This window comes from Variovorax sp. RO1 (assembly GCF_002849325.1).
Lineage (GTDB): Bacteria > Pseudomonadota > Gammaproteobacteria > Burkholderiales > Burkholderiaceae_C > Variovorax.
In genome coordinates this window covers 419,863-432,745 of record NZ_PKMT01000002.1, presented here as the reverse complement: position 1 = coordinate 432,745, position 12,883 = coordinate 419,863, and the positions used below count along the sequence as shown (strand labels likewise).

The 12,883-nt window shown below is 68.3% G+C and carries 16 protein-coding genes; 12 read left to right on the top strand and 4 right to left on the bottom strand.

Annotation, left to right across the window (positions count from 1 at the left end):
• Positions 1–79: 79 nt before the first annotated feature.
• Positions 80–1,504: an FAD-binding oxidoreductase gene (locus CY658_RS13215; RefSeq protein WP_101490650.1), complete on the bottom strand. Its 1,425-nt coding sequence runs from the start codon at positions 1,502–1,504 to the stop codon at positions 80–82.
• A gap of 76 nt (positions 1,505–1,580) precedes the next feature.
• On the opposite strand from CY658_RS13215, the gene CY658_RS13210 reads away from it, so the two are divergent.
• From CY658_RS13210 to CY658_RS13195, 4 genes are all read left to right on the top strand, one after another.
• On the top strand, positions 1,581–2,081 hold the full coding sequence (locus CY658_RS13210; RefSeq protein ID WP_101490649.1) for a DinB family protein: 501 nt from the start codon (positions 1,581–1,583) through the stop codon (positions 2,079–2,081).
• A 19-nt stretch (positions 2,082–2,100) separates the two neighbouring features.
• Positions 2,101–2,700: a cob(I)yrinic acid a,c-diamide adenosyltransferase gene (locus tag CY658_RS13205; protein WP_062473752.1), complete on the top strand. Its 600-nt coding sequence runs from the start codon at positions 2,101–2,103 to the stop codon at positions 2,698–2,700.
• Positions 2,697–3,050 carry a hypothetical protein gene (locus CY658_RS13200; protein WP_101490648.1) on the top strand — a complete coding sequence of 118 codons (354 nt, stop codon included), beginning with the start codon at positions 2,697–2,699 and terminating at the stop codon, positions 3,048–3,050. The genes CY658_RS13205 and CY658_RS13200 overlap by 4 nt, the downstream gene beginning before the upstream one ends.
• Before the next feature lie 300 nt (positions 3,051–3,350).
• Complete coding sequence (locus tag CY658_RS13195; protein WP_101490647.1) at positions 3,351–3,875, top strand: class IV adenylate cyclase; 525 nt, start codon at positions 3,351–3,353, stop codon at positions 3,873–3,875.
• On the opposite strand, the gene CY658_RS13190 is transcribed toward CY658_RS13195, so the two are convergent.
• Positions 3,842–4,219: a MerR family transcriptional regulator gene (locus CY658_RS13190; protein WP_101490646.1), complete on the bottom strand. Its 378-nt coding sequence runs from the start codon at positions 4,217–4,219 to the stop codon at positions 3,842–3,844. The two genes, CY658_RS13195 and CY658_RS13190, sit on opposite strands and share 34 nt — an antisense overlap.
• A 96-nt stretch (positions 4,220–4,315) precedes the next feature.
• Between CY658_RS13190 and CY658_RS13185 the strand changes: the two genes are divergently transcribed.
• Positions 4,316–4,765 (top strand): hypothetical protein, encoded by a 450-nt coding sequence (locus tag CY658_RS13185; protein ID WP_101490645.1) that lies wholly within the window; start codon positions 4,316–4,318, stop codon positions 4,763–4,765.
• On the opposite strand, the gene CY658_RS13180 is transcribed toward CY658_RS13185, so the two are convergent.
• Entirely contained in the window at positions 4,743–5,384 is a 642-nt protein-coding gene (locus tag CY658_RS13180; RefSeq protein WP_101490644.1) for a GDSL-type esterase/lipase family protein, read from the bottom strand. The genes CY658_RS13185 and CY658_RS13180 overlap by 23 nt on opposite strands.
• A gap of 166 nt (positions 5,385–5,550) precedes the next feature.
• Between CY658_RS13180 and CY658_RS13175 the strand changes: the two genes are divergently transcribed.
• From CY658_RS13175 to CY658_RS13150, 6 genes are read left to right on the top strand one after another with little or no spacing between them, the layout of a single operon-like run.
• Positions 5,551–6,738, top strand: coding sequence for an ABC transporter substrate-binding protein (locus CY658_RS13175; protein WP_101490643.1), 1,188 nt, complete (start codon positions 5,551–5,553; stop codon positions 6,736–6,738).
• On the top strand, positions 6,739–8,568 hold the full coding sequence (locus tag CY658_RS13170; protein WP_101490642.1) for an ABC transporter permease: 1,830 nt from the start codon (positions 6,739–6,741) through the stop codon (positions 8,566–8,568).
• A gap of 14 nt (positions 8,569–8,582) precedes the next feature.
• The gene (locus CY658_RS13165) at positions 8,583–9,140 is read left to right on the top strand and encodes an OsmC family protein (RefSeq protein ID WP_101490641.1); all 558 of its coding nucleotides are present in this window, start codon (positions 8,583–8,585) and stop codon (positions 9,138–9,140) included.
• Positions 9,124–9,972, top strand: a complete 849-nt coding sequence (locus tag CY658_RS13160) for an ABC transporter ATP-binding protein (protein ID WP_101490640.1) — start codon at positions 9,124–9,126, stop codon at positions 9,970–9,972. Before CY658_RS13165 ends, CY658_RS13160 begins: the two co-directional genes overlap by 17 nt.
• Positions 9,969–10,814 carry an ABC transporter ATP-binding protein gene (locus CY658_RS13155; RefSeq protein WP_374221106.1) on the top strand — a complete coding sequence of 282 codons (846 nt, stop codon included), beginning with the start codon at positions 9,969–9,971 and terminating at the stop codon, positions 10,812–10,814. Before CY658_RS13160 ends, CY658_RS13155 begins: the two co-directional genes overlap by 4 nt.
• Positions 10,815–10,848: 34 nt before the next feature.
• Positions 10,849–11,742 carry a VOC family protein gene (locus CY658_RS13150; RefSeq protein ID WP_101490639.1) on the top strand — a complete coding sequence of 298 codons (894 nt, stop codon included), beginning with the start codon at positions 10,849–10,851 and terminating at the stop codon, positions 11,740–11,742.
• 9 nt (positions 11,743–11,751) lie between these two features.
• Here CY658_RS13150 and CY658_RS13145 read toward each other — a convergent pair whose 3' ends face one another.
• Positions 11,752–12,174, bottom strand: a complete 423-nt coding sequence (locus tag CY658_RS13145; protein WP_101490638.1) for a winged helix-turn-helix transcriptional regulator — start codon at positions 12,172–12,174, stop codon at positions 11,752–11,754.
• Positions 12,175–12,284: 110 nt separating this feature from the next.
• On the opposite strand from CY658_RS13145, the gene CY658_RS13140 reads away from it, so the two are divergent.
• Positions 12,285–12,875, top strand: coding sequence for a dihydrofolate reductase family protein (locus tag CY658_RS13140; RefSeq protein WP_101490637.1), 591 nt, complete (start codon positions 12,285–12,287; stop codon positions 12,873–12,875).
• Positions 12,876–12,883: the final 8 nt, after the last annotated feature.

Below are 12,883 nucleotides of genomic sequence, written 5' to 3'. Positions count from 1 at the left end.
GGCCTTCGTTCAGGCCCACGAAAAAGCCCGGCGCTCTTGCGAGCCGCCGGGCTTTTTACTGACGTGTGATCGCGAGAGATCAGAGACTGAAGATCTTGCCCGGGTTCATGATGTTCTTCGGATCGAGCGCGCGCTTGATCGTGCGCATCATGTCGATCGCGCCCACGCCGGCTTCGGTCACCAGGAAGTCCATCTTGTGCAGGCCCACGCCGTGCTCGCCCGTGCAGGTGCCTTCGAGCGCCAGCGCGCGAGTCACCAACTTGTGATTGAGCTCCTCGGCCTTCACGCGTTCTTCGGGGATGTTCGGGTCGAGCAGGTAGCCGAAGTGGAAGTTGCCGTCGCCCACGTGGCCGACGAGGAAGTAGGGGATGCCGCTGGCGTCGGCTTCGGCCACCGAATCGAGCAGGCAATCGGCCAGGCGCGAGATCGGCACGCAGGTGTCGGTGGAGATCACGCGGCAGCCCGGGCGCGACTGCACGGCCGCGAAGTAGCTGTTGTGCCGCGCGGTCCACAGGCGCGTGCGTTCTTCCGGCGTGCTGGCCCATTCGAAGGCGTTGCCGCCGTGGCCGCTCGCGAGCTCCTGCACCGTCTCCGCCTGCTCCTTCACGCCGGCGGGCGAGCCGTGGAATTCCATCAGCAGCATCGGCTCTTCGCGCAGATTCAACTTGGCGTAGGCATTGACCATGCGCACCGTGTTCACGTCGATCAGTTCCACGCGCGCGATCGGCACGCCGAGCTGGATCGTCTCAATGGTGGTGCGCACCGCGGCCTCGATGCTCGGGAACGAGCAGATCGCGGCCGACACCGCCTCGGGCAGCGGGTAGATGCGCAGCGTGACCTCGGTGACCACGCCCAGCGTGCCTTCGCTGCCCACCATGAGGCGCGTGAGGTCATAACCGGCGGACGACTTCTTCGCGCGCGTGCCGGTGCGGATCACTTCACCCGCAGCCGTCACCACTTCGAGCGCCAGCACGTTCTCGCGCATCGTGCCGTAGCGCACCGCGTTCGTGCCGCTCGCGCGCGTGGCCGTCATGCCGCCGATGGAAGCGTCGGCGCCCGGATCGATGGGGAAGAACAGGCCCGTGCTTTTGATCTCTTCGTTGAGCTGCTTGCGCGTGACGCCCGGCTGCACCGTCACCGTGAGGTCGTCGGCGTTGATCGACAGCACCTGGTTCATGCGCGACACGTCGATGCTGATGCCGCCTTGCACCGCGAGCAGGTGGCCTTCGAGCGAAGAGCCGACGCCGAAGGGGATGACCGGCACGCTGTGCTCGCTGGCGAGCTTCACGGCATCGGCAACATCCTGCGTGCTTTCGGCGAACACTACGGCCGAGGGCGGCGGTGCGTCGAACGACGACTCGTCGCGCCCGTGCTGCGTGCGCACCGCCATCGCCGTGGAACAGTTGTCGCCGAAGCGGGCCTTCAGCCCGTCGATCAGGGCTGCGGGCACGTCGCGCAGATGGAGCGCCGGCATCAGGTGCGAGGTGGAAGTCGGGGCGTTCATCGGGCGTCTCCTGGAGGGGCTGAGGGGGATCGGTCATTTTACGGAGCGCGCACCATAATGCGCTTCAGTAGAAGACATGAACCCCACGACCCTTGCAGCCCTTGCGGCCTTTCCCTCGCAGCTCGAAGCCCACTACGCGGCCATTCCCCAGGCGTTCCGGCACTGGGCGCCGCCTTCGTGGGAGGGCGTGCCCAGCGAAGCCTTCACCGCCATCGAGCAGCTGTGCCACGTGCGCGACATCGAGATCGAGGGCTACCACGTGCGCTTTCGCCGCACGCTCGCCGAAGCCCATCCGACGCTCGCATCGATCGACAGCGAGCCGCTCGCCATCGAACGCAATTACGGCGCAGCCAACGCGGCGACCGTGCTCGCCGAGTTCCGCCTCGCGCGCGTGCAGACGATGGAAATCGTCTCGCAGCTGAGTGATGTGCAGCTTGCGCGCACCGCCGTGTTCGAGGGCTACGGCCCGCTCACGATGCGCAGCCTCATCCATTACCTGTGCAGCCACGACCAGCAGCATCTGGCCGGACTGCAATGGCTGGCCGGCAAGATCGACGCCGCCGGCCTCACGACCTGAACTGAGCAGAGGAGCGCCCATGGGCAACCGACTTTCCCAGATCGCCACCCGCACCGGCGACGACGGCACCACCGGCCTGGGCGACAACACCCGCGTGCCCAAGGACCACCTGCGCGTGCACGCGATGGGCGACGTGGACGAACTCAACTCGCACATCGGCGTGCTGCTGTGCGAACCGCTGCCAGAGCCCGTGCGCGAGCTGCTGGTCGATGTGCAGCACCAGCTCTTCAACCTCGGCGGCGAACTCTCGATGCCCGGTTTCACGCTGCTCAAGCCCGAGGCGCTGCTGCAGATCGACAACGCCCTGGCCGACCACAACGCCGCCTTGCCGCGCCTGGCCGAATTCATCCTGCCGGCCGGCACGCGCGCCGCATCGCTCGCACACGTGTGCCGCACCGTGGCGCGGCGTGCCGAGCGCGCCGTGGTGTCGCTCGGTGCCACCACCGAACTCAACGACGCGCCGCGCCAGTACCTCAACCGGCTCAGCGACTTGCTCTTCGTGCTCGCACGCGTGCTCAACCGCATGAACGGCGGCGACGACGTGTACTGGAAGAGCGAGCGCATGGCCCGCGCGGCCGCTGCCGAATCCGAAGACCACTCCCAGGGGACGACGCCATGAAGAACCTTCACATCACCGCATCGCTCGCTGCCATCGCCGCCGCGCTCTGGCTGCCCGTCACTGCACAGGCGCAGAGCGCCGACAACCCGCCCCAGGCTGAACGTGCCCACACCATCCCCGCGCCGTCGCGCAACGGCAAGGTGGTGGGCAGCGTGCAACGCGGCACCAACGCCGCCGGCCGTGGCGTCAACCGCGCCGATGCCGCCACGCGGCGCGGCGTGAGCAACGTGTCGGAAAAAGCCAGCCGGCCCGTGCGCAACGTGGGCGAGTCTTTCGGACGCAAGCTGGCACCGGGCTCGAGCGGGCGCGCGGCACCGCCGCCTGTGGGGCCGCAGGGCAACGCGCCCTGAGTCTTCGCTGCTGCTGTTCAGGGCGGCACTCCCGCCGACGGGGAGCCTTGCTCCGCGAATGTCCTCCGCCCTTCGGGCTCCCCCTTGATTTCGCTGCGCAAGGCACCCCATCGACGTGAGCGCTGGGCAGTGCGGCTGTTGATCGGCCCGCACAACGACAGCGCCTCTCGTGCTCAGGGCACTGGGTGCTTCCCGCAGCGAAATCAAGGAGGAGGGCGAAGCCCGGGGGACATTCGCGGAGGGAAGTACCCGGTGGCCTGTGCACGCGCCCTGAACACAGCCTCAAGAAAACGAGAAGACATGGACAGAAACATAGAGATCAAAGCCCGCATCGACAGCGTGGATCGCATCGCACACATCGCCGCGACGCTCGCCGACCAGGGCCCCATCGAGATCGCGCAAGACGACACCTTCTTCCGCTGCGAACACAGCGCCGACCGTCTCAAACTGCGCACCTTCGCGCCCGACCGCGCCGAACTCATCTTCTACCGCCGCGCCGACAGCAGCGGCCCGAAGGAATCGTTCTACCTGATCACGCCCACCGCCACGCCCGACGCGCTGCGCGAATCGCTCACGCTCGCCTGGGGCCAGGCCGGCCGCGTGCGCAAGCAGCGCCGCCTGTTCCTCGTGGGCCGCACGCGCGTGCACCTCGACCGCGTCGAAGGGCTCGGTGAATTCCTCGAACTCGAAGTGGTGCTGCAAGAGGGCGAGCCCGCCGAGGCCGGCGTGGCCGAAGCCCATGCGCTCATGGCCCGGCTTGGCGTGGCCGAGGGCCAGCTGGTGCAGGGCGCCTACGTCGACCTGTTGCGCGCGCAGGCCGCCTGAGCCATCGGGCAGCCGGCGGGCACACGCGCCAGCAGGTCTTGCCGCAGCGCGTTCAGCTCGGCGATCTTCTGGTCGATGACCGCGACCTTGTCGGCCAGCAGCGCCGCGATCGCATCGTCGGGTGCGGCCGACTTCCACACCGCGGGCAGGTTGTCGCCGATCTCGTGGAGGCTGAAGCCGAGCTTCTGCGCGGTGCGGATGTAGCCCACCATCTGCACGGTTTCCTTCACATAGACCCGGTAGCCGTTGCTGCCGCGCTGCGCACGGATCAGGCCGCGCTCTTCGTAGAAGCGCAGCGTGTCGCGGCTCAAGCCCGTCGCCGAAGCCAGCTGGCCGATCTGCATGGTCGTTGTTCCTTCGCCGAAGAATGTGCTTGACCCTGGAGCGTACCCGAGGCTTTAGCTTCCGGGGCTTCTTCACTCCCTGCAGGGCTCTTCTTCATGATCGCGCTTCCCACCTACCAACGCATCGTCCGCGCCAGCGCCTGGTACGACTTCGTGGTGACCATCGGCTTCGCCACCCCGTGGACCTTTGCGGCAGTGCATGCCCTGCTGCTGTGGACCATCCAGACGCTGCAGCTGCCGGGCAGCTTTCCGGCCTTCGACCCCGTGCACATGCTGATGGCGAACCTGCTGGGCTCCGTGGTCACCGTCTGGGCCGTGCTGCGCATCCGCGATCCGCGCTTGCGCTATGGGCGCTACGACGCCGTGGCGCGCTTCCTGTTCGCCACCTGGCAGGTCTACGCCGTGACGCAGGGCGCCAGCCTGATCATCCTCGGCTTCACCGCGATGGAGCTGTTGTTCGGCGTGCTGGAGAGCCTGCCGGTGCGCGGTGCCGCAGCGCTGCGCTCCGACAACGCGGCAGGCCTCAGCGCCAGCCCGCAGCCTTGAGCTGTTCGGCGAGCTGCTCCGCCACCTGGGCGTAGCCCTTCGCGTTCGCATGGATGCGGTCCGAGCGCAGGGCCGCATCCGACAGCACGCCCGAATACACACCCGCGACCAGCAGCGCCTGCCCCGTTTTCGCCACCTCTTCGTAGAACGGCGCGTCGCTGAGCGAGCCCACCACCGCGCGCATCGCATCGGGCGCCGGCGTGGCCAGCACCGCCACATGCGGCGTGTGCGCGCGCGCCTGCTCGATGAGTGCGGCGAGGTTTTCGCGCGTGCTGGCGGGCGACACGCCGCGCAGCATGTCGTTGCCACCGATGCCGATCAGGATCGCGTCGTAGCTGCCGGCGGACAGCAGCGCGGGCAGGCGCTCCAGCGCACCCGCTGACGTGTCGCCGTTGACGCCCGCGTTCTCGACCTGCCAGCCCGTGAGCTCGCCCAGCTTCGCGGGCCATGCCGTGTCGGGTGATGCGCCGTAGCCGAAGGTCAGGCTGTCGCCCAGCGCTAGCACGCGGGCATCGGGCTTCAACGCGTTGGCTGAGGCCTTTCGTTTGCCGCATGCGGTGAGCAGCAGGGCGGTGGCCGGCACGCCGGCGAGCATGTGGAGGAGGTGGCGTCGCTTCATGTGGCGCGCAGCTTAAACGAGGCTGCGCTGCGGTTGGCGCTTGTCCCTTCGCTTGCTCGGAAAGTGCATAAGCCTCTCCGTTTTTGTTCGTTCCCCGCACGGGGACAGCGGCGAAGAATCGCGGCCCTGCACATCCCTCCCTTCACTGCCACCGAGGTCCGATCCCATGCCGCCGCTGTTCACCCGCCATCGTTTCCTGCGCCACGCGGTCGCACTGTCCGCCGCCTTGCTGACCACGCCGCTCGCGGCCTGGGCCGCACCCGCCAGCGGCGAGCCCGTGTGGTTCGGCGTGAGCGGCCCGCTCACCGGACAGAACGCGCAGTACGGCGCGCAGTGGAAGGCCGGCTTCGACCTCGCGATCGATCACATCAACGCGCAAGGCGGCATCCACGGCCGTCCACTCGCCTACAACTTCGAGGACAGCCAGAGCGACCCGCGCCAGTCCGTCGCCATTGCGCAGAAGCTCGTGAACGACAAGCGCGTGCTCATCGAGCTGGGCGACTTCTCCAGCCCCGCTTCGATGGCCGCCTCGCCCATCTACCAGCGTGCGGGCCTCGTGCAGCTGGGCTTCACCAACTCGCACCCCGACTTCACCAAGGGCGGCGACTACATCTGGAGCCCGTCGATCAGCCAGGCCGACGCGCAGCCGCTGCTGGCCGACCTGGCCGTGAAGACACTCGGCTTCAAGCGCATCGCCGTGCTCTTCCTGAACACCGACTGGGGCCGCACCAGCAAGGACGTGCTCGTGAAGGCCGCGCAGGAACGCGGCGCGCAGCTCGCCATTGCCGAGGGCTACCAGCCCGACGAGAAAGACTTCCGCTCGACCCTGGTGCGCGTGCGCGATGCCAACCCCGACGGGCTGGTGCTCATCTCTTACTACCCCGACGGCGCGCTCATCGCGGGCCAAGTGCGCAGCGTGGGCCTGAAGCAGCCGATCGCGGCCGTGGGCTCGGTCTACTCGCCCAAGTTCATCGAGCTCGGCGGCGCGGCCGTGAACGGCATCCACACCAACACCGCCTTCTATCCCGACGAGCCGCGCGCCGAGGTACAGGAGTTCGTGAAGACCTTCCGTGCGAAGTACAGCAAGGAGCCCGACGCCTTCAACGCCTACGCCTACGACGCCGTGGTGTACGCCGCCGCCGCGCTGCGCCAGGCCGGCCCCAAGGCCGACCGCAAGGCCGTGCGCGACGCGTTCTACAAGATCAAGGACGTGCCCAGCGTCATCTTCGGCAAGGCCACCTTCGATGCGCAGACGCGCCGCGTGATCGGCGTGAAGAGCGTCAACCTCGTGGTGAAGGACGGCAAGTGGGCGCAGATCGATGAGAAGGCGGCGGCGCTGGCATCGGCCAAGTAGATGAGCTTCACCTCCTTCTTCGACCACACGGTCAACGGCCTGATCATCGGCAACATCTATGCGTTGCTGGCGGTCGGGCTCGCGCTGATCTTCGGCGTCTCGCACCTCATCAACTTCGCGCACGGCTCGGTGTACACCGTGGGCGCGTACATCGGCTGGGCCAGCATCACCTACCTGCACACGCCGCTGCCGGTCACCATCGCGTTGGTGGTGCTCGGCAGTGGCGCGCTCGGCATGCTCATCGAGCGCGTGGGGCTGCGACCACTGCAAGGCGCCGCGCGCATCGCGCCGCTGCTGGCCACCATCGGCATCAGCTTCGTGCTCGACATCCTCGTGCAGCTGGTGTTCAGCCCCGACCCGCGCGCGCTGCCCACGCAGCTGCCCGACTGGCGCCTGCAGATCGGCACCGGCACCATCGGTGCGCTCGACCTGCTGATCGCGGGCATCGGCATCACCAGCGCGGCCGTGCTGTTCGGCTTCCTGCGTTTCACGAAGCTCGGCTGGGCCGTGCGCGCCACCGCGCAAGACCGCGACGCCGCGCAGCAGATGGGCGTGGACGTGAACCGCGTGAACCAGACCGTGTTCGCCATCGCCGCCGCGCTGGGCGGGCTCTCGGGCCTGCTGGTGGGCATGTACTACAACAACATCAGCCCGGCGATGAGCTTCCAGGCCACGCTCAAGGGCGTGGTGGCCACGGTGGTCGGCGGCGTGGGCAACGTGCCGGGCGCCATCGTCGGCAGCCTGCTGCTGGGGCTCATCGAAAGCTATGGCGTGGCCATCCTCGGCACGCCGTACCGCAACCTGTTTGCGTTTGCGCTGTTGCTGGTCATTCTGGTGTGGAAGCCGAACGGCCTCTTCGGCCGCAAGCGTGTGCTGCCACCCGAGCCACTCACCGGCACCTTCATCGCACCGAGCAAGCCGTGGCGCGTGCCGCCGCGCGTGTTGCTCGCGCTGTTCGCCGCGGCCGTGCTGCTGCCGCTGTTCGATCCCTCGCCCTACGTGCTGCAGACGCTCACCAACGCGTGGCTCTACGGCGCGCTCGCCCTGAGCCTCACGCTGGTGGCCGGCACCATCGGCCAGATCTCGCTGGGCCATGCGGGGCTGCTGGCCATCGGCGCGTACGCCTCGTCGCTGCTGGTGCTCGACCTGCACCTGCCCGTGGGCACGGGCATCGTTGTTGCGGGCGTGCTCACCTCGCTGATCGGCACGGCGCTCATCTTCCCGGCCTTCCGGCTGCGCGGGCACTACGTGTCGATCGCCACGCTGGGCATCGGCGAGATCGTGGCGCTCACCATCCTCAACTGGGAAAGCCTCACGCGCGGGCCGATCGGCGTGTCGGGCATTCCGCCGCTGTCGCTGTTCGGGCGCGATGCGTCGTCGAACGAGGCGATCTACTGGGCCTCGTTCGGTGCACTGGTGCTGCTGGCCCTGCTGCAGTGGCGCCTCTTGCGCTCGCACCTGGGCCGCACCTTCCGCGCCGTGCGCGAAGACGAAGTCGCTGCGCGCGCCTACGGCGTGAGCCCCGACCGCTACAAGGCGCTGGCCTTCGGCTTCGGCGGCTTCGCGGCCGGCGTGAGCGGGGCCTTCACCGCGCACATGTACTCGTACATCAACCACGAGACCTTCGGCTCGCAGATCTCGATCCTCGCGCTCACGATGGTGATCCTCGGCGGGCTCGGGAACATCAGCGGCGCGCTGCTGGGTGCGGTCGCGCTCGTGAGCCTGCCCGAGCTGTTCCGCGTGACGGCCGAGTACCGCATGCTGATCTACGGCGTCGCGCTGCTTCTGTTGATTCGCTTCCGTCCCCAAGGCCTGCTCGGCACTGTCTGAAAGAACCACACACCATGAGCCACCTCAACGACTACCTCGCCGAGAAACGCACCGCCGTGCTGGCACGCAACGCCGCCGTCGCGGCCGGCACTGCACAGCCTTTGCAGCTCAAGGCCAGCGTGCGCGCCGAAGGCCGCAGCGGCGTGCGCCGCCTGCGCATCCGCGAGCACCAGGTCATCAGCGACAGCCCGCCCGATTTCGCGGGCTACAACCTCGGCCCGAGTTCGCCCGAGTTGCAGCTGGGCGTGCTCGGCACCTGCGTGACGCACATCTTCCTGATCCAGGCGGCCGAACGCCAGGTGCCGCTCGAAAGCCTCGAGGTCGAGGTGACCGGCGTCATCGATCCGCGCGGCGGCAAGCCGGGCCATGAGCAGACGCCGATCTGGCCGCACGAGATCGGCTACACGGTACACATCGATTCGCCCGCGAGCCGCGAAGAGATCGATGCGCTGTTCGAAGCGGTGGAACGCAACTGCCCCATCCTCAACCTGCTGCGCAACCCGCAGGCCATCCGCGCCGAGGTGAAGCTCGTGAACTCGAAGGCGAAGGTCGCCGATGCCGTCGCTGCTTGAGATTCACGGCCTCGTGCGCCGCTTCGGCGGGCTCACGGCCGTCAACGCTGTCGACCTGCAGGTGGGCGAGGGCGAACTGCTGAGCGTGATCGGCCCGAACGGCGCAGGCAAGACCACGCTGTTCAACCTCGTCACGGGTCTGGACAAGCCCGACGCCGGGCAGGTGCGCTTCGACGGGCACGACATCACCGGCCTGCCTGCGCAGCAGCTCGCACAGCGTGGCCTCGCGCGCACCTTCCAGCATGGGCGCGTGTTCGCGAACCCCTCGGTGCTCGACAACGTGCTGGTCGGCGCGCACACGCGGCTGCGCGCCGTGAAACCGCGCGTGGGTGGTGTGCCGGGCCTGGGGGCGCTGGCCGAGCTGGCGCTTGCGCTGGTGCAACCGAGTGCCGTGCGGCGCGAGGAAGAAGCGCTGCGCGACGAGGCGCGCGAGATCATCGCGCTCTTCGGCGAACGGCTCACGCCGCGCACCGACCATCCGGCCTACAGCCTCTCGTACGCCAACCGCCGCCGCGTGGAGATCGCGCGCGCCCTCGCGCTGCGGCCGCGCCTGCTGCTGCTCGACGAGCCCACGGCCGGCATGAACGAGAGCGAGACGGCCGAGATGCTGGAGATCATTCGCGGCCTCAAGGCGCGCGGCCAGACGATCCTGCTGATCGAGCACAAGCTCGACCTCGTGATGCAGCTGTCCGACCGCGTGGCCGTGCTCGACGACGGCCGCAAGATCGCCGAAGGCCTGCCGGACGACGTGCGCAACGACCCCGCTGTGATCGAGGCCTACCTCGGCCATCGCCATGTGGGCGCAGCACAGAAAGAAGCGGTGCCCGCATGATCGCGACCGTCGCCCGCACCGGCCTGTCGCCTTCTTCCCTCTGGGGAGAGGGGAGAAACGACGATCTGCCTGAACGCGTTGCAGCGCCTGCTTCTTCCGGGACCACGCCGGCACTGCTCCAACTCCAGAAGATCAACAGCTTCTACGGCCCCGTGCAGGCCCACTTCGACCTCGACATCGAAGTGCGCAAAGGCCAGATCGTCAGCCTGCTCGGCGGCAACGCCAGCGGCAAGTCGACCACGATGAAGATCGTGCTCGGCCTGCTCAAGCCGCGCTCGGGCGAGGTCACGTTCAACGGCGAATCGACGCTCGGCCTGAGCACGCCGCAGATCATCCGCAAAGGCATCGGCTCGGTGCCCGAGGCGCGCCGCCTGTTCCCCGCGATGACCGTGCGCGAGAACCTGCTCATGGGCGCCTATGCGCGCCGCGACCGCGCGGCCGTCGCCGAAGACCTCGAGCGCATGCTCGAACTGTTCCCGCGCGTGGCGGAGCGCCTGGGCTTCCTGGCCGGCACGCTCTCGGGCGGCGAGCAGCAGATGGTGGCCATGGCGCGCGCGCTCATGGGCCGGCCGCAGCTGCTGTGCATGGACGAGCCCACCATGGGCCTGTCGCCGCTGTACGTCGACAAGGTGCTCGAGCTCATCGCGCGTATCAACGCGCAGGGCGTCTCGGTCTTCATGGTCGAGCAGAACGCCAGCCTTGCACTGCAGATCGCGCACCACGGCTACGTGCTGCAAACGGGCCGCATCGTGCTCTCGGGCCCGGCGCGCGCGCTGCTGGCCGACGCACGCATCCGCGACGCCTACCTGGGCGGCGAGGGCGCCGCCCGCACCGCCTCCTGACGACGACACTTTTGCTGGAAGGAAGACCTTCACCATGCCCTTGACCCTCGACCACGTCGTGATCGCCGTGCACGACCTCGAACGCGCCATCGCCGACTACGTCGCGCTCGGCTTTCATGTGCTGCGCGGCGGCGACCATCCGGGCCGCAGCACGCACAACGCCCTCGTCGTGTTCAGCGACGGCAGCTACTTCGAACTCATCGCGTGGCGCGAACCCGCGCCCGCCGAGCGCTGGTGGCAACTGCTGCAGCGGCACGGCGAAGGCATCGTCGACTTCGCCTTGCTGCCGCGCGACACGGCCGTCACCGTGGCCGACGCGAAAGCGCGCGGCCTCGTGCTCGAAGGCCCGCTCGACGGCGGGCGCGTGCGCCCCGACGGCGAACACCTGCGCTGGCAGACCGCGCGCGCACCGTCGGCCGACCTGCCGTTCCTGTGCGGCGACCTCACGCGGCGCGCCCTGCGCGTGCCCGAGGGCGCCGCGCGTGTGCACCCCAACGGCGTGCTCGGCGTGGCCAGCCTGGCCATCGCCGTGCGCGACCTCGACGCCACGCTGGCGCGCTACCGCGCCTTGCTGGGCACCGTGTCCGACGACACGAGCACGCACATCGGCGAGCCCGTGGCCGTGCCCGCCAGCCAGGTGCGCGTGGCGGTGATCGCATTGGGCAGCAGCGTGCTCGTGCTGTCGTCACCGCGCGACCGCGCTTCGACGGCAGAGTTGGGTGGCGACGCGCTCGCACAACGCATCGCCGTGCGCGGCGAAGGCCCGTACGCGCTGGTGCTGCACACCGACCGGCCGCAGTCGACCGGCACCTTCGACTTGGCACGCGCGCACGGCGCATGGATCGAGCTCGACCTGCCACCGCTGGACGGGCTGGCAGTGCAGGGCAGTGCGCGCAACGACGCGGCGAGCAGCACGGTCGGCGGGTAGGGCGCCGCGCTATCGGGCGCCCAGGTGCGCCTTGCGCAGCGCGGCCCGCATCTTCTTCTGCAGCGCCGGTCCGCCCTTTTCCAACGCGGCTGCGGGCGCACTGCTCTCGGCTGTCACCGGCCGGTGCTTGCGTCCCCAGATGCCGAGCTGCGTGATCACCGGCAGCAGGTCGATGCCCACGGGCGTGAGGCTGTAGAGCGCCTTCTGCTTGTGCGTGGGGTCGTCGGTCTTGCTGAGCACGCCGTGTTCGACCAGCGTGTTCAGCCGCTCCGTGAGGATGTTGGAGGAGATGCCTTCCTCGGACTGCAGGAACTCGCGGAAGTGCCGCTTCTCGGCAAACATCAGGTCGCGAACGATCAGCAGGCTCCATCGGTCGCCGACGACTTCGAGCGCGAGGTTGATCGGGCACAAGGACTTCTGCTGGATGGCCATCGGGATTCCGTCGGTTCAAGAAACTGCTTGCATTTTCGCATCGGTTTGAGAATACTGAAACTGCTTGCATTTCAAGATTGGTTTTCGCAAGCGACCTTCAGGAGACTCCGATGCGAAAGCTCATCGTGCAAATGCAGATGTCGGTCGACGGGTTTGTGTCGCCGGCCAATGGCGACATCGACTGGCAGCTGTGGGGCTGGGGCGACCGGTGGCGCTGGGACGCGGCGCTCAAGCGTGATTTCAACGCCGTGTTCGCAGGTGTCGACACGATCCTGCTGAGCCGAAAGATCATCGAAGAGGGCTACCTCGATCACTGGGGCCGCGCCGCGACGCGCTTTCCTGCGAACCCCGACTACGCCTTTGCCCAGCGGATCGTCGAGGCACGCAAGGTCGTGCTCACCGACAAGCTGCAGGCGTCGCGCTGGGAACGCACCGACATCGCGCGCGGTGCCATGGCCGACGAAGTGAATGCGCTCAAGCGCCAGCCGGGCAAAGACATCCTCACCATCGGCGGTGTCGGCTTTGCGTCGTCGCTCACGTCGGCGGGGCTGGTCGACGAGTTCCAGTTCTTCGTGAACCCCACGGCCGTCGGCGCAGGCCGCTCTGTGTTCCACGACACGCGCCACGGCCATGCGCTCCGGTTGCTCGGATCGACGGCCTACGACTGCGGCATGGTGGTGAACCGCTACGCGCCTGCGTGAAATGCCTC

Bases quoted from the DNA above. Each gene is read 5' to 3' on its own strand.
- CY658_RS13155 (WP_374221106.1), top strand. From the start codon at position 9,969: ATGATCGCGACCGTCGCCCGCACCGGCCTGTCGCCTTCTTCCCTCTGG.
- CY658_RS13190 (WP_101490646.1), bottom strand. From the start codon at position 4,219: ATGCAGATCGGCCAGCTGGCTTCGGCGACGGGCTTGAGCCGCGACACG.
- CY658_RS13165 (WP_101490641.1), top strand. From the start codon at position 8,583: ATGAGCCACCTCAACGACTACCTCGCCGAGAAACGCACCGCCGTGCTG.
- CY658_RS13180 (WP_101490644.1), bottom strand. From the start codon at position 5,384: ATGAAGCGACGCCACCTCCTCCACATGCTCGCCGGCGTGCCGGCCACC.
- CY658_RS13140 (WP_101490637.1), top strand. From the start codon at position 12,285: ATGCGAAAGCTCATCGTGCAAATGCAGATGTCGGTCGACGGGTTTGTG.
- CY658_RS13175 (WP_101490643.1), top strand. From the start codon at position 5,551: ATGCCGCCGCTGTTCACCCGCCATCGTTTCCTGCGCCACGCGGTCGCA.
- CY658_RS13145 (WP_101490638.1), bottom strand. From the start codon at position 12,174: ATGGCCATCCAGCAGAAGTCCTTGTGCCCGATCAACCTCGCGCTCGAA.
- CY658_RS13215 (WP_101490650.1), bottom strand. From the start codon at position 1,504: ATGAACGCCCCGACTTCCACCTCGCACCTGATGCCGGCGCTCCATCTG.
- CY658_RS13200 (WP_101490648.1), top strand. From the start codon at position 2,697: ATGAAGAACCTTCACATCACCGCATCGCTCGCTGCCATCGCCGCCGCG.
- CY658_RS13170 (WP_101490642.1), top strand. From the start codon at position 6,739: ATGAGCTTCACCTCCTTCTTCGACCACACGGTCAACGGCCTGATCATC.
- CY658_RS13205 (WP_062473752.1), top strand. From the start codon at position 2,101: ATGGGCAACCGACTTTCCCAGATCGCCACCCGCACCGGCGACGACGGC.
- CY658_RS13185 (WP_101490645.1), top strand. From the start codon at position 4,316: ATGATCGCGCTTCCCACCTACCAACGCATCGTCCGCGCCAGCGCCTGG.
- CY658_RS13210 (WP_101490649.1), top strand. From the start codon at position 1,581: ATGAACCCCACGACCCTTGCAGCCCTTGCGGCCTTTCCCTCGCAGCTC.
- CY658_RS13150 (WP_101490639.1), top strand. From the start codon at position 10,849: ATGCCCTTGACCCTCGACCACGTCGTGATCGCCGTGCACGACCTCGAA.
- CY658_RS13195 (WP_101490647.1), top strand. From the start codon at position 3,351: ATGGACAGAAACATAGAGATCAAAGCCCGCATCGACAGCGTGGATCGC.
- CY658_RS13160 (WP_101490640.1), top strand. From the start codon at position 9,124: ATGCCGTCGCTGCTTGAGATTCACGGCCTCGTGCGCCGCTTCGGCGGG.